The following is a 17,387-nucleotide window of genomic DNA, read 5'->3' on the forward strand; positions in this document are numbered from 1 at the left end:
CACTGTCGAAAGTCGATCTGATGCCGCTCCTCGAGATTGAAAATCTATCGGTCACGTTTCCATCCCAGAACGGAATGGTGCGCGCCGTGGATGGCGTCAACATCGTGCTCGAAAAAGGCGAGGTGCTGGGGATCGTCGGCGAATCCGGCTCCGGCAAGAGCGTCGGCATGTTGGCTCTGATGGGACTCGTGCCCTATCCAGGGCGCGTCCAGGCCGACAAGCTGTTGTTCGAGGGGCGGAATCTGCAGACCTTGTCTGACCGCGAACGGCGCGCGCTCACCGGCAAGGACGTCGCGATGATCTTCCAGGAGCCGACGACATCGCTTAATCCTTCTTTCACGATCGGCTATCAGCTGGCCGAGACGTTGCATATCCATGAAGGGATGGATCGCAAGGCTGCGCGGCGGCGCGTGATCGAACTCCTAGATCAAGTCGGCATTCCGGCTCCGGAGAGCCGGTTGTCGGCCTATCCGCACCAGCTCTCGGGCGGTATGAACCAGCGCGTCATGATTGCGATGGCGATCGCCTGCAATCCGAAGCTCCTGATCGCCGATGAGCCGACGACGGCGCTCGATGTCACGATCCAGGCGCAGATCCTCGATCTTCTGCTGTCTCTGCAACGCGATCGTGGCATGGCGCTGATCCTCATTACCCATAACATGGGAGTCGTCTCGGACACCACCGAGCGGGTCGCCGTCATGTATGCGGGCCAGATCATGGAACAGCGCCCGACGCAGAGCCTGTTCGCGTCACCGCAGCATCCCTATACGGCCGCCTTGCTGGCGGCACGCCCGGAGGCGAGCGACGGCGGGCGGCTCGCTACCATTCCGGGGGTGGTGCCGGGACTCCACGATCGGCCACGGGGGTGCCTGTTTGGTCCGCGTTGCGCCCATGCGACGCTGCTGACCGACGATTTGCGTCCCGGCCTGCGCCCCTGGATGGACGGACTGATCCGTTGTCATTATCCGCTCGGCGATCCGACACGGGACAAACGCATCGCGGCCGATCGGGGCGGCGCGCCGATTCTCAAGCGCGGGACGGTGTTATGACGGCGCTTGTCACCGCAACCGATCTCAAGCGCAGTTACGAAATCAAGCAGGGCTGGTTCCGCCGCCCGGCGCATCTCCAGGCCGTGGGCGGGGTTTCTTTCACGCTTGAAACCGGCAAGACGCTGGCAGTCGTAGGCGAATCCGGTTGCGGCAAGTCGACGCTCGCAAGGCTTGTGACTCTCATCGAGAAGCCGAGCGGCGGCACACTGATGCTCGACGGGGTCGATGCGGTTGATCCTCCGGCCAGCACGGTGAAGACGTTGCGCCGAACCGTGCAGATTGTGTTTCAAAACCCCTATGGGTCGCTCAACCCCCGCAAACGCATTGGCGCCATACTCGAAGAGCCGCTGATCATCAACACCAAGCTGTCAAAGCCGGACCGGCGGGCGCAGGCGCTCGACATGATGGCGAAGGTCGGGCTGCGGCCGGAGCAATATGGCCGGTATCCGCACATGTTCTCGGGCGGCCAGCGTCAGCGTATCGCGATCGCGCGCGCCTTGATGTTGCGGCCGAAGCTGTTGGTTGCCGACGAGCCGGTCTCCGCGCTCGACATGTCGGTGCAGGCGCAGGTTCTCAACCTCCTGGTCGATCTGCAGCGCGAGCTGGGACTGGCTTATCTCTTCATCTCGCACGATCTCGCCGTGGTGCGTCACATCGCCGACGACGTGATGATCATGTATCTGGGGATCGCTGTGGAGCATGGGCCGAAAGAGCGCATCTTTGCGCGGCCGCTGCATCCCTATACGCAGGCCTTGCTTGACGCGACGCCCGGCCTTCGCAAACGCCAGCGGATCGTGCCGAAGGGCGAGTTGCCTTCGCCGCTCGATCCGCCGAAGGGCTGTGTCTTTTCGACCCGCTGTCCCTATGTGACGGATCTCTGCCGCGCGCAGCGTCCGCTCTTGCGCCCACTCGACGGCCGCCTCGTCGCCTGCCACTACGCCGAGCGTTTCCTGGAAATACAGCATTACGATGACAGTGCACTAAACTAATCCGATGAAGCCTGACAAGGGTTGAGGGATCGCTAATCGTTGAGCGAGGAGTTGAGTGCGCTGGCACCGTAATTCGGGGGCGGCGCGAGAGGCGCCTGCGTAGTTTCGGAATAATGGAAGTGTGTCTCTGAGTTGCCCGACGTGTCGAGCGGTTTCGGAACATGCGCGAGGCGTCGCCGGCTCGATCCTACTTTGCATGGGGTTGTTTTGCGGATTTTTGGGGTGCCACCTGCACCGGCGGCCGCGCGAATGAAGCCCCTCGGACGGAGGTGGCTGCGCCACGCGGTGCTGTTTGCGGGGCGTCCGCCTTCGCCAAGGCTTCGGCGCGACAGCCTTCGCCGCTTCGCCGGGATGGAGTTGTGCGTGGCTCGCCGAAGCCGTAGCTGCGAAGCAGCGAAGGCTGGTGCCCCTGGCCGGAATCGAACCAGCACTCCTTGCGGAACTCGATTTTGAGTCGAGCGCGTCTACCAGTTCCGCCACAGGGGCATTCGCGATTCAGGCCGTGAACGGCCGGGGTCGCGAAGCGGGCGGGACTATAGCGGCCGGTCTGTTGCGGTCAACCCGCGCGGAAGTGATTGTCCCGCGCCTCGACAGCGGTATTTGCGCGGGATACGACCCGGATCGGGCACGGAATCCGGGTCATGCCCCGCCGGATCGGATGCCTGCAGGAGACCAGCCGTGACGCTCGCCACCGCTCACCCGTCGCACGCCCCCGCAGCCGCCAATCCGGCCCTGACGGCGTCGGCGGCCATTGCCCTGATCGCGGCGGCGACGCTGGCCGGCGCCTGGTTCTTTCAGCTGGTGCTGGAGATCCTGCCCTGTCCGCTCTGCCTCGAGCAGCGCTATGCCTATTACGTCGCAGTGCCGCTCGGCGCCGTGGTCGCGCTGGCGGCGGCCCGGGGGGCGCCGCGCCCGGTGCTGCTCGCGGGCCTTCTCATTCTCGGCCTTGCCGCGCTCGCCAATGCCGGGCTCGGCACCTATCATTCCGGCGTCGAATGGGGCTTCTGGCAGGGGCCGACCGATTGCACTGGCCCGGTGGTCAATCTCGGCAGCGCCGGCAGTCTGCTGGAGCGGCTCGACAAGGTGAAAGTGGTCCGCTGCGACGAGGTGCAGTGGCGCTTCCTCGGGCTCTCACTTGCCGGCTACAACGTGCTGATCTCGCTCCTGATGGCGGCGATCGCAGGCTGGGGCGTGGTGAAGACGGCGAAGGTCTGACTACCCAATCGTACAATTCCGCCCCTAATCGTCCACGTCGTCCTGCGGCCGTCCGAACAGATGGATGATGCCTGGCGTCGTGACGGTGACGAAGACGAAGCGCGACAGATGGTGCGCGCCGACGAAGATCGGGTCGATGTGCAGCGTCAGCGCCAGCGCCAGCATCGCGTCCATCGCGCCGGGCGCGAAGGCGACCACGACGTCAGACAGGCGCACATGGGCGGTAAAGGCGATCACCGCGACGAAGACGGCGGAAACCAGGATCGCGATCACGAACGAGCCGAGCCCGGCATTGACATGGCTGAGCAGGGTCGATGTCTTCATCCGCGAGAAGCGGGTGCCGATCACGGCGCCGATCCCGACCAGGGCCACGCCGCGTAGCCAGGGCGGCAGGCCGCCATCGACCATGCCAGAGCCGTGCAGCAGACTGGAGGCGAGCATCGCGCCGAACATCCAGCTCGCCGGAAATTTCACCCAGCGCAGCAACAACGCAACGACGATCGAGCCGCCGACCAGGGCGGCCAGGCCGAGCGGCGAGGCGACCGCCGTCGGCAGCGGTGGCGGCGTGGCATGGGTCACCCCGGTCAGCGCCAGCACCAGCGGCAGCGCCGCGGTCAGGATGATCACCCGGATGGTCTGCACCACCGCGATCGCCGCGACGTCAGCGCCCTTCTCGGCGGCGAGGATGGTGATCTGCGAGAGCGCGCCCGGGCTGCCGGCAAGGAACGCCGAGGTCTGGTCCCAGCCATGCACGCGCTGCAGATAGAAGCTTGAGCCGAATGTCGAGCAGAACGTCGCCAGCGCCAGTAGCCCAATGGTGAGCGGGTAGGAGCTCATATGTTGCAGCAGTTGCTGCGACATCAGCGAGCCCAGCGAGATGCCGAGCAGCACCAGCACCGACTGCGTCAGCACGGCCGGCACTGTGAGCGGCCGTCCCGTGAGTGCTGCGATCGCGACCGCGGCCATCGCGCCCGAGATCAGCCCGCCCGGCAATTCCGCCCACAGGAACAGCAGGCCGCCGGCGGCCCCGATGACGAGGGTCTCGAGCCCGTTCAGGACTTTGCTGCGGTTTGGAATGGCCGTTGCCATCGAAGCGCGGATTGAGGTCACGCTGCGTTATGGCAAATCCGGAGCGGTGGAACAATTGCAACAGCGCGGTGCAGCATTGCGCCGGAATTCAGGATACGCGCAAACCTGCACCCTCCCCGGTGGGGAGGGTGCAAGCCTTGAATATGTCTCTTGAAGATGTCTGACGTGCTACTTCGCCGCCGGGGCCGCCGCGGGCGCTGCACCGCCGGCCGACTTCTTGCATTCGGAGCGGAATTTCTTGCGCTCCTTGCCGTGCAGCCCCTTGGCGTCGGCTTCCTTCGAGCATTCCAGCGAGGCGGCGGTGTGCGGCTTGGCCTCCTTCGGAGCTTTGGCCGTGGTCGCCGCCGGGGCGGCGTCCTTGGCTGCAGGTGCTGCGGTTTGCGCGAAGGCGCCACCCATCAGCAGCAGGGAGGCAAGGGCAGTTGCGGTCGCAAGCGAGGAAATTGTCTTCATGTGGCACCTCTAGGGAAGGGACCGGAACCGTCGCGCGGCGATGCTGAACCGCGGATGAACATGCGGCGGTTTGGCCGCCACAATATTTTGACAGCCGGGCGGACCCGCGCGTTGTCGCACCCGCGGGTTGCGCTAGGATCATGGTCTTACGCCAATGCCCCCCAAGGGAGACCAGGGATGACCATCCAGACCAGATTGTTCACCGCGATTGCACTGTCGGGCTTTGCAGCCCTTGTGGCGAGCGCGCCGGCGCAGGCCCTGACCGCGCAGGAGTGCAGCGCCAAGTATCAGGCCGCCAAGACCGACGGCAGCCTCAACGGCCAGAAGTGGAATGATTTCCGCAAGGCCCAGTGCGGCGCCACCGCAACCCCGGCCGCGGCTCCCGCTGCGCCGCCGCCGGTCGTCGCAGCGCCCCCTCCGGCCGCGCCGAAGGAAGCCAAGAAGGAAGCTGCACCCGCCGCAGCACCGGCGCTGCCGTCCGGTCCCGCCGTATTTCCGGGCGCAGTCGATCCGAAATACTCGCAGCTGTCCGCCGGCAAGCAGCGCTTCAAGACCTGCGACGACCAATACAACGCCAACAAGGCCACCGGCGGCAATGGCGGCCTGAAGTGGATCCAGAAGGGCGGCGGCTACTACAGCGAATGCAACAAGAAGCTGAAGGGCGCCTGAGCCCTTCGACTTCGATTTAGGAGAGCGGCCGGTGGTGAGCCGGCCGCTTTCGTTTTAGCCGTCCTCCTCAAGCAGCCTGTCCGCCGATTTGGCCAGCAGTTGGGCGCGCCTGCGCGGGCCATGTTCGAGAAACAGCAAGCTCTGGCCGAAGATGAAGCAGTAGAACAGGAACGCCTTGGCGTCGGCTTCCTCCGCCGGCAAGCCGGTCGCGCGATAGAGTTGCCCGACATTCTTCAGCCGCGCGGCGTCGACGTTCGCGACGGCCACCGCGGCGGTCTCGTCGGTGCGCGCCCATTGCCGGATCGCGAGCTCGATCGCCATCGCCTCGGTGTTCATGCGTTCCGAATAGAGCTTGATGATCGCCTTCAGCCGTTCGCGCGCGCTGGCGCCGTCGAGCGCGGTCTGCTTTTCGATCGCGGCGATGCGGCCGTCGCGCCAGTTCGCGAGCATGGCCTCGAGCAGCGCGGCGCGATCACGAAAGCGGCGGTAGAAGCCGCCCTTGGTGACGCCGAGCGCCTTCGCCAGCACCTCGACCCGCACGCCCTCGATGCCGGAATGCGCGAGCGCGGCAAAGCCGGCCGCGACCCAGGCATCGCCCTTGCCTTCAGTCATCTGCTCTCCCGCGCGTCTGCTGATACGGTACCGTATTGCTAGCCCGCTTCGTCAGTGATACGCTACCGTATCACAAATGAAAAACGGGAGCGGCGGGATGGAGGGCGAGGCGACCTATCGCGGCACGGTCTATCCCTGGCATTGCGACCATATCGGCCACATGAATGTCATGTGGTATGTCGGCAAGTTCGACGAAGCGAACTGGAACATGTTTGCGCGTCTCGGCGTGACGCCAACTTACTTGCGTGAGTCCGGTTGCGCCATGGCCGCCGTGCAGCAGACTATTTCCTACAAGCACGAGCTGCTCGCCGGCGACATCGTCGAAGTCAGAAGCCGGCTGGTGGACTTCCGCGACAAATCGCTCCGCATCCTGCACGAGATGCGCAACGCGGAAACCGGCGAGGTCGCCGCGACCTGCGAGATATCAGCCGTGCACATCGATCGCGCCGCGCGCAAATCGGTGCCGTTCGCGCCGGCGATTCGCTACGCCGCCATGCACCATCTGGTGCCGTCCGTCTCAGCAACGGTGTAACCGCCATGCCGCGCTTCGAACTCAAAAATCCAGACTACCGTGCTGTGGCGACCGATATGTTCGTGCGCCAGCGCGCGATGCAGACGCTCGGCATTTCGATCGCGCGCATGGAGCCGGGCGAGGTCGACCTCGCGATGCCCTATGCGCCCGAGTTCACCCAGCAGAACGGCTTCGTTCACGCTGGGATCATCACCGCGGGCCTCGACAATGCCTGCGGCGTTGCCGCCTTCACGCTGATGCCCGCCGGCTCGGATATCCTCACCGTGGAGTTCAAGACCAATCTGCTGGCGCCGGCCAAGGGCGAGCGGTTCGTGTTCCGCGCCACCGTCGTTAAGCCCGGCCGCACGCTGACGTTTTGCGAAGCCGGCGCCTATGCGATCAACGACGGCGTCGAGACGCTGGTCGCGACCATGACCGGCACGCTGATGGCGCTGGCGCGGCGGGGGTAGCAGGCCGACTACGGAAATCTATCGTCGTCATTGCGAGCCAACGGGTCGCGCGAATGCGCGCCCCGTTGGCTCGCGATGAGGAGGCTCCATACGCGATGGTGGATTGACAACCCACCACCGCAGCGACCTGATAGACGTTCGTTTGGGACGCCTGCCACATGATCGCCAGCCTCAGTTTGATCCTGCTCTGCCAATTGATCGGTGAGGTCGCGGTGCGCGCGCTCGCTGTCCCGGTGCCCGGCCCGGTGATCGGCCTCGTGCTGCTGCTTGTACTGTTGCTCGGGCGCGACCGCTTTGCGGCGTTCGCACGCGGGCCGCTCGGCAATGACGGCGTCGAGAGCGCGAGCCGCGCGCTGCTGGCCAATCTCTCGCTGCTGTTCGTCCCGGCCGGCGTCGGCGTGGTGCAGAAGCTCGACCTGCTCGCGGAGCATGGCGTTGCGATTCTCGTGATCCTTGCGGTCTCGGTCGTCGTCACGCTGCTGGCGACGGTCGCGACCTTCGTTGCGGCCAGCAGCCTTCTTTCGCGCGGCGAGGACGGGCCGTGAGCGACAATCCGTTCTCGCTCTGGGTCTATCTTTCACAGTCGCCGTTGCTCTGGCTGACGGTAACGCTGCTGACCTATGCCGTCGCCGATGCCGTATCGCTGGCGACACGCCGTCATCCGCTCGCCAATCCGGTGCTGCATTCGATGTGGATCATCGGCGTATTCCTGCTGGTGACGAAGACGTCCTACACCACCTATTTTGCCGGCGCCCAGTTCGTGCATTTCCTGCTGGGGCCGGCGACCGTCGCGCTCGCGGTGCCGCTGTATGAGAATCGCAAACGCGTCGCGGCCGCGATCCTGCCCATGCTGGTTGCGCTCGCGGTCGGCTCGATCACGGCGATTGCCTCCGTCGTGCTGCTGGCGCAAGCCTTTGGTTTGCCGCGCGAGATTATCCTGTCGCTGGCGCCGAAATCGGTCACTGCAGGCGTTGCGATGGGCATCAGCGAATCCCTGCACGCCGATCCCTCACTGACGGCGGTGTCGGTGGTCCTCACCGGCATCATGGGCGCGATCACAGTCACGCCGCTGATGAACCTGACCGGAATCACCGATTATCGGGCCCGCGGCTTTGCGGTCGGCATCGCCGCGCATGGCATCGGCACCGCGCGCGCCTTCCAGGTCGACGAGGTCGCGGGCGTCTTCGCCGGGATCGCGATGAGCCTGAACGCGCTGGTCACCTCGCTGCTGGTGCCGCTGGCCGTGACATTTCTGGTCCACTGAATGCTGCTGCAGTGCAGTTTTGTGCTATAGGCATAGCGTAAGGCAGCAAATCCTTCTAGGATCGCGGTCGCAAACGCGAGTCTGTTCCCCTTGGTCTTCTCCGCAACGCAGAGTCTGCTTGGACTGGCATCGGGCATGCTGGTCGGTTTTTCACTCGGCCTGGTCGGCGGCGGCGGGTCGATCCTCGCCGTCCCGCTGATGGTCTATGTGGTTGGCGTGCCGGAGCCGCATGTCGCGATCGGCACTTCGGCGATCGCGGTAGCGGCCAATGCCGCGGTCAACCTGTCCAACCATGCCCGCGGCGGCACGGTGATCTGGTCCTGCGCGCTGCTGTTCGCGGCCGCCGGCATGTGTGGAGCGTTCGGCGGCTCGATCCTCGGCAAGATGGTCGACGGACAGAAGCTGCTGGCGCTGTTCGCGCTGGTGATGCTCGTGATCGCCGGGTTGATGCTGAAGACACGCGCGCGGGTTGGCCTTGCCGACGTCAAGATGGACATGTCCAACATGCCGGCGATCGCCGGGCTTGGGCTCGCGACCGGAACCATGTCCGGCTTCTTCGGCATCGGCGGCGGCTTCCTGATCGTGCCGGCCCTGATGCTGGCGACCGGCATGCCGATCATGAATGCGGTCAGTTCCTCGCTGGTAGCCGTCACTGCCTTCGGCATGACGACGGCGCTGAGCTATGCGTGGTCCGGACTGGTGTCGTGGGGGTTGGCAGGGTTATTCGTCGCCGGCGGCATCGTCGGCGGGCTGGTGGGAACGCGCTCTGCACGGCATTTGTCGGTACGGCGCGGCGCCCTCAATATCGTGTTCGCCACTGTCATTATCGCGGTGGCCGTCTATATGCTGGTGCGTAACATCACGTCGCTTTGAGCGTAGAAAGGCGAGAGTTCCTCGCGAGGCCTGCACATGAATCGATCGACGACCTTATCCGGGACCAATCCGGGCCTCACCCGCCGCGGCGCGCTCGGTCTGCTCGGCGCCGGCACGGCCCTGCTGGCGGCGAGATCAGCCCGCGCACAGGAAGACAAGGTCCTGACCGAAGCGCTGGTGCTGCGCGATCCGGAGATTCCGGCGGCAGGCAATCCCAATGGCGACCTCACCATCGTCGAATGGTTCGACTACAATTGCCCGTATTGCCGCAAGCTCGCGCCGGAGCTGCGCCAGGTGGTGCAGGATGACGGCAAGGTCCGTCTGGTGCTGAAGGACTGGCCGATCCTGGGGCCAGTGTCCAAGGTCGCGGCGCGGATGGCGCTGGCGGCACGATACCAGGACAAGTTCCTCGTCGCCCATGAGGCGATGATATCGGTCAATTCGCGCATCACCGAGCCGCGCATTGCCGAATTGCTCTCCGGCGCCGGCCTCGATATGGACAAGTTGAAAAAGGATCTCGACGCCAACGCGCCGGCGATCGACGCGCTGCTCGCGCGCAACAACGAGCAGGCGCAAGCCTTCGGTTTCAACGGCACGCCGGCCTTCATCGTCGGCAAATACCGCGTGCCCGGCGTGCTCAGCATGGATCAGTTCGAGCAGGTCATCGCCGACGCCCGCAAGGCCAATATGGGCCGCAAGACCGAGAAGAACTAAACCTTTTGAAACGAGTCGCGGCCTCTCCGTTTAAGGGAGAGGCCGTTTGTGGTTGGCGATTTGAATAAGGCCAGCGTTACTTCGAGGCGACCTTGGTCCACTCCTCATGGGCGCGTGCCTTCAGCGCGTTCCAGTCACGGGCCGCGACATCCCAATTGACGATGGTGCGGCTGTTCTGCGCCACATCCCCATTCGCCACGCTCGACGTCTGCATGGAATCGTAAACGTAGACGCCGCCAATCAGCAGTAGCGCGCCCAAAATCATTCCAAAAAAGGTCCGCATCGCAAATCCTCCGGTGTTAGCCTGACAACGTCGCGGGGGAGGGGATGGTTCCGGGTGCGTCAATTGCGCCCAAACGCCCGCATCACATAATCGATGAACACGCGAACGCGTGGCGAAAGCTGGCGGTTGCTGGGATAGAGCAAATGCACCGGCACCGGCGGCGGCCGGCAGTGCTGCAACACCTCCACCAGCGTTCCCTGTGCCAGATCGGCTTCGGCATGGAAGCGTGGCACCTGGACCAAGCCGAGGCCGAGCTTGGCGGTCGCGAGATAACTCTCCGGTCCGGTCACCGACATCGGCGCCGGCAGCGGGAATTCCTTCAGCGCGCCATCGATCACGAATTCCATCGGCCGCAGCCGGCCCGTGGTCAGCGAGCGGATACCGATCATGCGATGGCCATCGAGCGCGAGCGGATCGGTCGGCGTACCGAAGCGCGCGAAATAGTCGGGCGTTGCGCAGGTCAATCGGTCCAGCATCACCACCCGCCGGGCGATCATGTCGCTGTCGCGCACCTCGCCGAAGCGCAGTACGCAGTCGACACCCTCGCGAATCAGATCGATCCAGCGATCGCTCTCGCTCATCGTGATCACGATCTCAGGGTATTCGGCGAGGAAGCCCGGCAGGTTCGGCAGTAGGAAGTGACGCGCCAGCGTGCCCTGCACTTCGAGCCGCAACAGCCCCTTCGGCCTCGCGCCGCCGAACGCGCCTTCGGCATCTTCGAGATCCGATATCAGCGACAGGCAGCGCCGGTAATGCGCCTCGCCGTCGAGTGTCGGGCGCACCGTGCGCGTGGTGCGCTCGAGCAGCCGCACGCCGAGCCGCGCCTCCAGTCCCTTCACCGCGTCGGTCGCCGTCGAGCGCGGCAGCCCGAGATCGTCGGCGGCAAGTGAAAAGCTGCGCCGCTCCACCACGCGGGTGAACACGCGCATCGCATCAAATCGGTCCATCCAATTATCCGAACCAAGCGAATAGTGATGCCAGAAGATGCATGATTATCCGGATAATGCCAAGGCGTAGGATCCTCCCCTCGAACGCGGCGCTGCCGCTCAACTGATGGGAGACTGAAAATGACGAACCAAACCAACAAGGTAGCTCTGGTGACGGGTGCCTCGCGCGGGATCGGCGCGGCGATCGCCGAGCGGCTCGCCCGGGACAACTTCACCGTCGTGATCAACTACTCCGGCGACGCCAAGCCGGCTGAAACCATCGCCAGCACGATCGAGGCGGCCGGCGGCCGGGCGCTGACGGCGAAGGCCGATGTCAGTGACGCCAACGCGGTGCGCGGCCTGTTCGACGCGGCGGAGGCGGCCTTCGGCGGCGTCGACGTGCTGGTCAACAATGCCGGCATCATGAAGCTCGCAAAAATCGCCGACAGCGACGACGCGCTGTTCGACCAGCAGGTCGCGGTCAACCTGAAGGGCAGCTTCAACACCATGCGCGAGGCGGCGCGGCGGCTGCGCAACGGCGGACGCATCGTCAATTTCTCGACCAGCGTGGTCGGCACCAAGCTGGAGAGCTACGGCATCTATGTCGCGACCAAGGCGGCGATCGAATCGCTCACCGCGATCCTGTCGAAGGAATTGCGCGGCCGCGCAATCACCGTCAACGCCGTCGCCCCCGGCCCGACCGCGACCGACCTGTTCCTCAACGGCAAGTCGGACGAGCTGATCGACCGCTTCGCCAAGATGGTCCCGCTGGAGCGGCTCGGCACGCCCGACGACATCGCCGCTGCCGTGTCGTTCCTCGCCGGTCCCGACGGAGGGTGGATCAACGGCCAGACGCTGCGCGCCAATGGCGGCCTGGTCTGACGCCCTCAAGCACTCATTCAACCCAACATCACGAGGATATTCGTCATGAAGCAAGTCATCGTCATCACCGGTGCGTCGAGCGGTTTCGGCCGGCTCACCGCCAATGCGCTCGCCAGCGCCGATCACACCGTCTATGCGTCGATGCGCGAAACCACTGGCCGCAACGCCGCAGCAGTCACCGATGTCGAGGCGTTCGCGAAGGAGAACAAGGTCGATCTGCGCGCGCTCGAACTCGACGTCGGTTCGCAGGCGTCAGCCGATGCCGCGATCGCAAAAATCGTCACCGAGCAAGGCCGTCTCGACGTCGTGATGCACAATGCCGGCCACATGGTGTTCGGTCCGGCCGAAGCGTTCACGCCCGAACAGCTCGCCGAACTCTACGACGTCAACGTGCTGTCGACCCAGCGCGTCAACCGCGCGGCGCTGCCGCAGCTGCGCAAGCAGGGCAGGGGACTCGTGGTCTGGGTGTCGAGCAGCAGCTCGGCCGGCGGCACGCCGCCCTATCTCGCGCCGTACTTCGCGGCGAAGGCCGGCATGGACGCGATGGCGGTGATCTATGCGCGGGAGTTGTCGCGCTGGGGCATCGAAACCTCGATCATCGTGCCCGGCGCCTTCACCGGCGGCACCAATCACTTCGCCCATTCCGGCCGACCCGCCGATCAGGCGCGTGTCGCCGAATACGAAGCAGGTCCCTATGCCGGGTTCGGCGAAGAGATCATGAAAGCGTTCTCGGCGATCGTGCCTGAGGATGCGGATGCGTCATCGGTCGCCAACGCGATCGTCGAGGTCGTCGACATGCCGTTCGGCAAGCGGCCGTTCCGCGTCCATATCGATCCGACGCAGGACGGTGCCGAGGTCGCCTTCGGCGTGATCGACCGCGTCCGTAACGAGATGCTGCACCGGGTCGGCTTCTCGGATTTGCTCAAGCCGCGGGTGAACAACTAATCGCCTCAGGCGCCGTCGGCCGATCCCTGATTCAGCCATTGCAAAATCTCCGCATTCATCTCGCGCGGATAGCAGTGGCTGAGATCGTCGAGTTCGCGGTAGGTGACGTTAGCGCCGGCGGCCGACAGCAGTTGCTGGGTCTGCCGTGCAGTCTGCACCGGAAACATCCAGTCTTGCTGGCCATGGGTGATGAAGATCGGCAGGCCACGCAACCGGTCTGCATCGGCCATCTCGGCCATCAGCGGATGGAAGGTCGCCGCCACAGGCGCAAGATGGGTGAAGCGCGAGGCGCCGTCGAGGCCGGTGACGTAGCTGAACGTGCCGCCGTCGCTCATGCCGGTCAGCAGCATGCGCTGGCTGTCGATGGTCCAGCGCGCGCCGACCTCGTCGAGGATGCGGTTGAGGTTCGGCGTGTCGGTGTCGCCGCCCATCAATGCCCAGGTCTGGCCGGTTGCGGTCGGCGCGATCAGGATGGCGCCACGGCTGCGGGCGTCGCGCAGCCAGCTCCACAGGAAGCCGCGGCTGTTACCGCTGCCGCCATGCAGTGCCACCACCAGCGGCCAGGCGCGATCGGGCGTGTAATATTCCGGCACATAGAGCGAGAAGCCGCCGCGGCTGCCGGGCTCGTTCCGCTCATGGAAGATGCCGGTGTTGTCGTTGGCGGGCGCTTCGAGCTTAGCCAGCAGAGCGGCATCCTCGCGCAATTCGGGCGCAACGAAGAATTGGCTCACCGGCGGCAGCTGCGCGACCAGCGGATAGAGCGCCTCCTGCGCCCGCGGCGCATAGCGCAGCGCGCGGAACACGCTGACGAGATCGCCTTGGCCGTTCTCCACCGCGCGCAGGCCCGCATAGCCCGCGAGCGCCGCGTCGCTGGCGGCCAGAAGCGCGTTCTTGACGTGCGCGAATTTTTCAGGCCAATCGGCCAGCCGTGGCTGGACCGTTTGCAGCGCCGCGTCGGGCTCGCCTGCAATCTCCATCACGCGGCCGAAGTCGGGCGGGTTGAGATTGCGCGCGACATAGGACAACGATTCCAGCGTCTGCAACAGCGGCGGCAGTACGGCCACGATGTTATCAACCACGGCCTCGCTCATCGCGGCTGCCTCTCGTCTCTTCTAGCTCGAAATTTAGTGCAGCCGTGGCGCCTTCAACAGCTTGGCGCGGTCGATCGAGGTCAGCGTCACGTCGAAGGTGACGCCCTCGTGATAGACGGTCAGCGGCACATCGACGCCGGCCGAGCCGAGCGACCAGAGTTTTCGGTAGAACTCGGTCTGGCTCGTCACCGTCTCGCCGGCGACCGCGAGGATCACGTCGCCGGTCTTCAGCTCGGCGCGCGCCGCGGGTCCCTTGCCGGCAATGCCGACCACGACGACGCGGTCGTCGATTTCCGTCGTGTACATGCCGAGCCACGGCCGCGCCGGCTTGTTGACGCGGCCGAACTTGCGCAGATCGGTCAGCACCGGCTTCAACAGGTCGATCGGCACCACCATGTTGACGTGCTCGGCCTTGCCGCTCTTCTCGCGCTCGAGCTGCAACGAGCCGATGCCGATCAGCTCGCCGGTGTTCGAGATCAGCCCGGTGCCGCCCCAGTTCGGATGCGACGGATAGGTGAAGATCGACTCGTCCAGCAGATATTCCCAGTAGCCCGCGAATTCCTGCTTGGCGGCGATCTGGCTCGCGACCGAGCGCGTGCGGCCGCCGGCGCCGCCGACGATGACATTGTCGCCGATCCGCGTTGCCGCCGAGGATCCGATCGGCAGCGGGTCGACGTCGAGCCGGCCGAGCGCCTGCACCAGGCCGAAGCCGGATTCGAAATCGAGGCCGAGCGCGTGGCCTTCGACCACGCGGCCGTCGCCGAGATGCAGCCAGACCGATTCGGCTTCCGTGATCAGATAGCCGATGGTCAGCACCAGCCCGTCGTCGATCAGCACGCCGTTGCCGGCGCGCTCGGTGCCGAGCGTCTCGGCGCTGAAGGCGTCGGATGGAATGATCGAATGCAGCCCGACCACCGAGGCCAGTGCGCGATCGAGATCAAAGCGATAATCTTCCGGGCGGGGCTGAAAGGCCGGCGGCACTTTCCATTCGGTCAAGGCGGGCATCTGAGAGGTCTCCTGGCGTGCAGCGCTGGAACCCCGATTAAATCCGAGGTTCTGCCGGCAGGGAAAGTGAAAACATATACCTCCAACGACCGCCTGCACAGCTCATGTGGCGTGCAGACCTGCCTCCCGCAAGGCAGGGCGGGCTACCCAGCTGTTCGCATCCCGCTTCACCATCGGCGCGCCGTGTCGCAAGTCCATTTCTTGCGGGATGGTAGTTGATCGGAGCGGTTCGCTGGAAGTTTTTGTGTTACAAACAGATTATTTACGGACGCGGCAAAACGTATAATAGCGTCGAGCGCGACTTGAGCCTATTTGGCAAGAAGCCGGAAACATTGAGAGAGGTGGTTCGCCGCGTTGGGACCGGCGAACAGAAGTTCGACCCGTCGCTGCGGGAGTTCCTCGATTCGTTCTATGTGAACATCAATTCACGCCAACAGGCGATCGACCAGCGACCGGCGTCGATTGACGCCGTCCATGACGCCTATGTGGCTGCGGTCGCAGAGCACCTTGCGCGAGTCTACGGCCTGGCGATACCCGAGTGGAGCGAGACCCATGGCAACGGACTCCGCGAGCCGTTCTTCGCCGGCGGCCTGCAATCGTTCAAGGGCGTGCTGGTCGCCGAGAGTCCGACGGCTTTTCGCCGACGCCTCCTGTTTGTCAGCAAGGACGCATTGTCCAGACCGAGAATGTAGTCTTTGCCGCGGTTCTTCCTTGCTCAATCCGCCTTCGACGACCGGCGCGTCGGCATGATGCGGAAGGCGCGGTTGTCCTTGATCCAGGCGGCGCGCTCATCGCGCAGCAGCGTGCGGCGGACCTTTCCGGAATCGTCGCGTAGCGCCACATCGACGCGCTCGAAACTTTCCGGATGCTTGTAGCGGCTGAGCTTGTCTTTGAGGAAATCGCCCATCCTGTCGGCGATCGCCTGCGCGTCGGCATCGTCGGCGAGCTCGAGGATCGCGTGCACGCGCTGGCCGAATTCCGGATCGGGCAGGCCGACCACGACGCAGGAGCGCACCTCGGGATGTTCGCTGACGGAGGCCTCGACCTCGGCGGGATAGATGTTGGCGCCGCCGCGCAGCACCATGTCGGCGAGGCGGTCGCCGAGATAGAGATAACCATCAGTGTCGAGCCGCCCGATATCGCCGAGCGATTCCCAGCCGTCCGGCCGCCGTTTCGGCGCCGCGCCCAGATAGTGATAGGTCGAGCCGGCGCCGTCGTTGGGCAGGAAATAGATTTCGCCGGTCTCCCCTGGCGCGACGTCGTTGCCGTCCTCGCCGATGATGCGCAGCTTCGCGGTCTCGCTGATCTTGCCGACCGAGCCCTTGTGCGCCAGCCATTCGACACCCGAGATCACGCAGGCGCCCTGCCGCTCGGTGCCGCCATAGAGCTCCCAGATCCGCTCCGGCCCGAGCCACTCGATCCATTTCTCCTTCAGCCATGGTGGCATCGGGGCGGCCATGTGAAACACGATCTGCAAACTCGAGACGTCGTAGCAGTTGCGCACTTCGTCGGGCAGCGCCCAGATCCGGTGCATCATGGTCGGCACGAAATTCACCCATTGCACGCGGTTGGCCTCGATCAGCCGCAGCGTCTCTTCGGCGTCGAACTTCACCATGCCGGTGAGGCGCCCGCCACCGAACAGCGCGGAGTGCGACAGGATGAACGGCGCATTGTGATACAGCGGCCCCGGATTGAGCAGCGAGGCTTCGAGCGGAATCCCGAGTAGCAGCGGTGCCGCGGTGTCGACGACGGCCGGATTGTGATCGAGGATCACCTTCGGCCGTCCGGTCGAGCCGCCGCTCGTCATCGCCTTCCAGTAGCGCGCGATCGGAGCCGTCAGCGGCGCGTCGGAAAATCCTTCCGGCGTGAAATCCACCGGCAGTACATTCGGCGCATTCCAGTCGGCCTCGCCGCCGACCACCAGCGAAGGCCTCAGGATCTCGAGCACGGCGGCGGCCTCGCCGCGCGGCAGCCGCCATGACAGCGAGGTCGGCGTCGCGCCGCATTTCCACACCGCGAAACTGGTCTCGAAGAACGCGTTGCTGTTCGGCAGTCCGATCGCGACGAAATCGCCGGGCTTGACGCCCTTGGCGGCAAAGGCCCGCGCCCGCGCATTTGCACCGCGCTCGAGCTGCGTCCAGGTCAGCGTATCCCGGCCGTGACTGACGGCGATCGCCTCAGTGGGTTTGCGTTCGGCATGCCAGCGCGGCACGTCGGCCAAGGGGATCAGCATGGGGCGTTTCCGAAGGACAGAGGCGTCTTGATGCCGCTCTTGTTGCAGGGACGTGGCCTGAGGCCACGTGCGCCAGTCATCAACAGCGCTCGTTTCAAGTCAAGCGACGATCAT

At 65.0% G+C, this 17,387-nt stretch carries 22 protein-coding genes and 1 tRNA gene; 14 read left to right on the forward strand and 9 right to left on the reverse strand.

Features of this window, described 5'->3' with window-relative positions; genetic code table 11:
* Nucleotides 1–20: 20 nt before the first annotated feature.
* Nucleotides 21–1,049, forward strand: a complete 1,029-nt coding sequence (locus tag UP10_RS24000; RefSeq protein WP_044589697.1) for an ABC transporter ATP-binding protein — start codon at nt 21–23, stop codon at nt 1,047–1,049.
* Nucleotides 1,046–2,038: a peptide ABC transporter ATP-binding protein gene (locus UP10_RS24005; protein ID WP_044589698.1), complete on the forward strand. Its 993-nt coding sequence runs from the start codon at nt 1,046–1,048 to the stop codon at nt 2,036–2,038. The genes UP10_RS24000 and UP10_RS24005 overlap by 4 nt, the downstream gene beginning before the upstream one ends.
* A gap of 401 nt (nt 2,039–2,439) precedes the next feature.
* Here the strand turns inward: UP10_RS24005 and UP10_RS24010 are convergent.
* Nucleotides 2,440–2,524: transfer RNA gene (locus tag UP10_RS24010), tRNA-Leu, on the reverse strand.
* 192 nt (nt 2,525–2,716) lie between these two features.
* Between UP10_RS24010 and UP10_RS24015 the strand changes: the two genes are divergently transcribed.
* On the forward strand, nt 2,717–3,253 hold the full coding sequence (locus UP10_RS24015) for a disulfide bond formation protein B (protein ID WP_044589699.1): 537 nt from the start codon (nt 2,717–2,719) through the stop codon (nt 3,251–3,253).
* A gap of 24 nt (nt 3,254–3,277) precedes the next feature.
* On the opposite strand, the gene UP10_RS24020 is transcribed toward UP10_RS24015, so the two are convergent.
* On the reverse strand, nt 3,278–4,363 hold the full coding sequence (locus UP10_RS24020) for an AbrB family transcriptional regulator (RefSeq protein ID WP_156180224.1): 1,086 nt from the start codon (nt 4,361–4,363) through the stop codon (nt 3,278–3,280).
* Between UP10_RS24020 and UP10_RS45385 the strand changes: the two genes are divergently transcribed.
* Nucleotides 4,329–4,496, forward strand: coding sequence for a hypothetical protein (locus UP10_RS45385; protein WP_197086888.1), 168 nt, complete (start codon nt 4,329–4,331; stop codon nt 4,494–4,496). The two genes, UP10_RS24020 and UP10_RS45385, sit on opposite strands and share 35 nt — an antisense overlap.
* 14 nt (nt 4,497–4,510) lie before the next feature.
* Here the strand turns inward: UP10_RS45385 and UP10_RS24025 are convergent, their stop codons facing one another.
* On the reverse strand, nt 4,511–4,795 hold the full coding sequence (locus tag UP10_RS24025; RefSeq protein ID WP_044543051.1) for a PsiF family protein: 285 nt from the start codon (nt 4,793–4,795) through the stop codon (nt 4,511–4,513).
* A gap of 177 nt (nt 4,796–4,972) precedes the next feature.
* Between UP10_RS24025 and UP10_RS24030 the strand changes: the two genes are divergently transcribed.
* Nucleotides 4,973–5,464 (forward strand): hypothetical protein, encoded by a 492-nt coding sequence (locus UP10_RS24030; RefSeq protein WP_044543052.1) that lies wholly within the window; start codon nt 4,973–4,975, stop codon nt 5,462–5,464.
* Between the two features lie 54 nt (nt 5,465–5,518).
* Here UP10_RS24030 and UP10_RS24035 read toward each other — a convergent pair whose 3' ends face one another.
* Entirely contained in the window at nt 5,519–6,076 is a 558-nt protein-coding gene (locus tag UP10_RS24035; RefSeq protein WP_044589701.1) for a TetR/AcrR family transcriptional regulator, read from the reverse strand.
* A gap of 97 nt (nt 6,077–6,173) precedes the next feature.
* Between UP10_RS24035 and UP10_RS24040 the strand changes: the two genes are divergently transcribed.
* The 6 genes from UP10_RS24040 to UP10_RS24065 all read left to right on the forward strand — a co-directional run bounded on the left by UP10_RS24040 (nt 6,174) and on the right by UP10_RS24065 (nt 9,908).
* Entirely contained in the window at nt 6,174–6,608 is a 435-nt protein-coding gene (locus UP10_RS24040; protein WP_044589702.1) for an acyl-CoA thioesterase, read from the forward strand.
* Between the two features lie 5 nt (nt 6,609–6,613).
* Nucleotides 6,614–7,057, forward strand: a complete 444-nt coding sequence (locus tag UP10_RS24045) for a PaaI family thioesterase (RefSeq protein WP_044589703.1) — start codon at nt 6,614–6,616, stop codon at nt 7,055–7,057.
* Between the two features lie 158 nt (nt 7,058–7,215).
* Nucleotides 7,216–7,602, forward strand: coding sequence for a CidA/LrgA family protein (locus tag UP10_RS24050; RefSeq protein WP_044589704.1), 387 nt, complete (start codon nt 7,216–7,218; stop codon nt 7,600–7,602).
* Complete coding sequence (locus tag UP10_RS24055; protein ID WP_044589705.1) at nt 7,599–8,321, forward strand: LrgB family protein; 723 nt, start codon at nt 7,599–7,601, stop codon at nt 8,319–8,321. The genes UP10_RS24050 and UP10_RS24055 overlap by 4 nt, the downstream gene beginning before the upstream one ends.
* Before the next feature lie 135 nt (nt 8,322–8,456).
* Nucleotides 8,457–9,194 carry a sulfite exporter TauE/SafE family protein gene (locus UP10_RS24060; protein WP_044543057.1) on the forward strand — a complete coding sequence of 246 codons (738 nt, stop codon included), beginning with the start codon at nt 8,457–8,459 and terminating at the stop codon, nt 9,192–9,194.
* Between the two features lie 36 nt (nt 9,195–9,230).
* Nucleotides 9,231–9,908: a DsbA family protein gene (locus tag UP10_RS24065; RefSeq protein WP_044589706.1), complete on the forward strand. Its 678-nt coding sequence runs from the start codon at nt 9,231–9,233 to the stop codon at nt 9,906–9,908.
* Nucleotides 9,909–9,984: 76 nt separating this feature from the next.
* On the opposite strand, the gene UP10_RS24070 is transcribed toward UP10_RS24065, so the two are convergent.
* Entirely contained in the window at nt 9,985–10,191 is a 207-nt protein-coding gene (locus UP10_RS24070; protein ID WP_044543058.1) for a hypothetical protein, read from the reverse strand.
* Nucleotides 10,192–10,250: 59 nt separating this feature from the next.
* The gene (locus tag UP10_RS24075) at nt 10,251–11,138 is read right to left on the reverse strand and encodes a LysR family transcriptional regulator (RefSeq protein WP_044589707.1); all 888 of its coding nucleotides are present in this window, start codon (nt 11,136–11,138) and stop codon (nt 10,251–10,253) included.
* 120 nt (nt 11,139–11,258) lie between these two features.
* Between UP10_RS24075 and UP10_RS24080 the strand changes: the two genes are divergently transcribed.
* Entirely contained in the window at nt 11,259–11,999 is a 741-nt protein-coding gene (locus UP10_RS24080) for an SDR family oxidoreductase (protein WP_044589708.1), read from the forward strand.
* 45 nt (nt 12,000–12,044) lie between these two features.
* Complete coding sequence (locus tag UP10_RS24085) at nt 12,045–12,944, forward strand: SDR family oxidoreductase (RefSeq protein WP_044589709.1); 900 nt, start codon at nt 12,045–12,047, stop codon at nt 12,942–12,944.
* A gap of 5 nt (nt 12,945–12,949) precedes the next feature.
* Here UP10_RS24085 and UP10_RS24090 read toward each other — a convergent pair whose 3' ends face one another.
* Nucleotides 12,950–14,035: a carboxylesterase family protein gene (locus UP10_RS24090; protein ID WP_044589710.1), complete on the reverse strand. Its 1,086-nt coding sequence runs from the start codon at nt 14,033–14,035 to the stop codon at nt 12,950–12,952.
* 33 nt (nt 14,036–14,068) lie between these two features.
* The gene (locus UP10_RS24095) at nt 14,069–15,040 is read right to left on the reverse strand and encodes a S1C family serine protease (RefSeq protein ID WP_044589711.1); all 972 of its coding nucleotides are present in this window, start codon (nt 15,038–15,040) and stop codon (nt 14,069–14,071) included.
* 215 nt (nt 15,041–15,255) lie between these two features.
* Here UP10_RS24095 and UP10_RS24100 point away from each other — a divergent pair, with 215 nt between their 5' ends.
* Nucleotides 15,256–15,732, forward strand: a complete 477-nt coding sequence (locus UP10_RS24100; protein WP_156180225.1) for a hypothetical protein — start codon at nt 15,256–15,258, stop codon at nt 15,730–15,732.
* A 23-nt stretch (nt 15,733–15,755) separates the two neighbouring features.
* Here the strand turns inward: UP10_RS24100 and UP10_RS24105 are convergent, their stop codons facing one another.
* The gene (locus tag UP10_RS24105; RefSeq protein WP_044589713.1) at nt 15,756–17,273 is read right to left on the reverse strand and encodes an AMP-binding protein; all 1,518 of its coding nucleotides are present in this window, start codon (nt 17,271–17,273) and stop codon (nt 15,756–15,758) included.
* Between the last annotated feature and the right edge of the window lie 114 nt (nt 17,274–17,387).

Origin of the sequence: Bradyrhizobium sp. LTSPM299 (assembly GCF_000938235.1) — a bacterium.
Lineage (GTDB): Bacteria > Pseudomonadota > Alphaproteobacteria > Rhizobiales > Xanthobacteraceae > Bradyrhizobium.

Coding starts and splice junctions, on each gene's coding strand:
- UP10_RS24000 (WP_044589697.1), top strand. CDS start 21: ATGCCGCTCCTCGAGATTGAAAATCTATCGGTCACGTTTCCATCCCAG.
- UP10_RS24005 (WP_044589698.1), top strand. CDS start 1,046: ATGACGGCGCTTGTCACCGCAACCGATCTCAAGCGCAGTTACGAAATC.
- UP10_RS45385 (WP_197086888.1), top strand. CDS start 4,329: ATGGCCGTTGCCATCGAAGCGCGGATTGAGGTCACGCTGCGTTATGGC.
- UP10_RS24025 (WP_044543051.1), bottom strand. CDS start 4,795: ATGAAGACAATTTCCTCGCTTGCGACCGCAACTGCCCTTGCCTCCCTG.
- UP10_RS24030 (WP_044543052.1), top strand. CDS start 4,973: ATGACCATCCAGACCAGATTGTTCACCGCGATTGCACTGTCGGGCTTT.
- UP10_RS24035 (WP_044589701.1), bottom strand. CDS start 6,076: ATGACTGAAGGCAAGGGCGATGCCTGGGTCGCGGCCGGCTTTGCCGCG.
- UP10_RS24040 (WP_044589702.1), top strand. CDS start 6,174: ATGGAGGGCGAGGCGACCTATCGCGGCACGGTCTATCCCTGGCATTGC.
- UP10_RS24045 (WP_044589703.1), top strand. CDS start 6,614: ATGCCGCGCTTCGAACTCAAAAATCCAGACTACCGTGCTGTGGCGACC.
- UP10_RS24050 (WP_044589704.1), top strand. CDS start 7,216: ATGATCGCCAGCCTCAGTTTGATCCTGCTCTGCCAATTGATCGGTGAG.
- UP10_RS24060 (WP_044543057.1), top strand. CDS start 8,457: ATGCTGGTCGGTTTTTCACTCGGCCTGGTCGGCGGCGGCGGGTCGATC.
- UP10_RS24065 (WP_044589706.1), top strand. CDS start 9,231: ATGAATCGATCGACGACCTTATCCGGGACCAATCCGGGCCTCACCCGC.
- UP10_RS24070 (WP_044543058.1), bottom strand. CDS start 10,191: ATGCGGACCTTTTTTGGAATGATTTTGGGCGCGCTACTGCTGATTGGC.
- UP10_RS24075 (WP_044589707.1), bottom strand. CDS start 11,138: ATGGACCGATTTGATGCGATGCGCGTGTTCACCCGCGTGGTGGAGCGG.
- UP10_RS24080 (WP_044589708.1), top strand. CDS start 11,259: ATGACGAACCAAACCAACAAGGTAGCTCTGGTGACGGGTGCCTCGCGC.
- UP10_RS24085 (WP_044589709.1), top strand. CDS start 12,045: ATGAAGCAAGTCATCGTCATCACCGGTGCGTCGAGCGGTTTCGGCCGG.
- UP10_RS24090 (WP_044589710.1), bottom strand. CDS start 14,035: ATGAGCGAGGCCGTGGTTGATAACATCGTGGCCGTACTGCCGCCGCTG.
- UP10_RS24095 (WP_044589711.1), bottom strand. CDS start 15,040: ATGCCCGCCTTGACCGAATGGAAAGTGCCGCCGGCCTTTCAGCCCCGC.
- UP10_RS24105 (WP_044589713.1), bottom strand. CDS start 17,273: ATGCTGATCCCCTTGGCCGACGTGCCGCGCTGGCATGCCGAACGCAAA.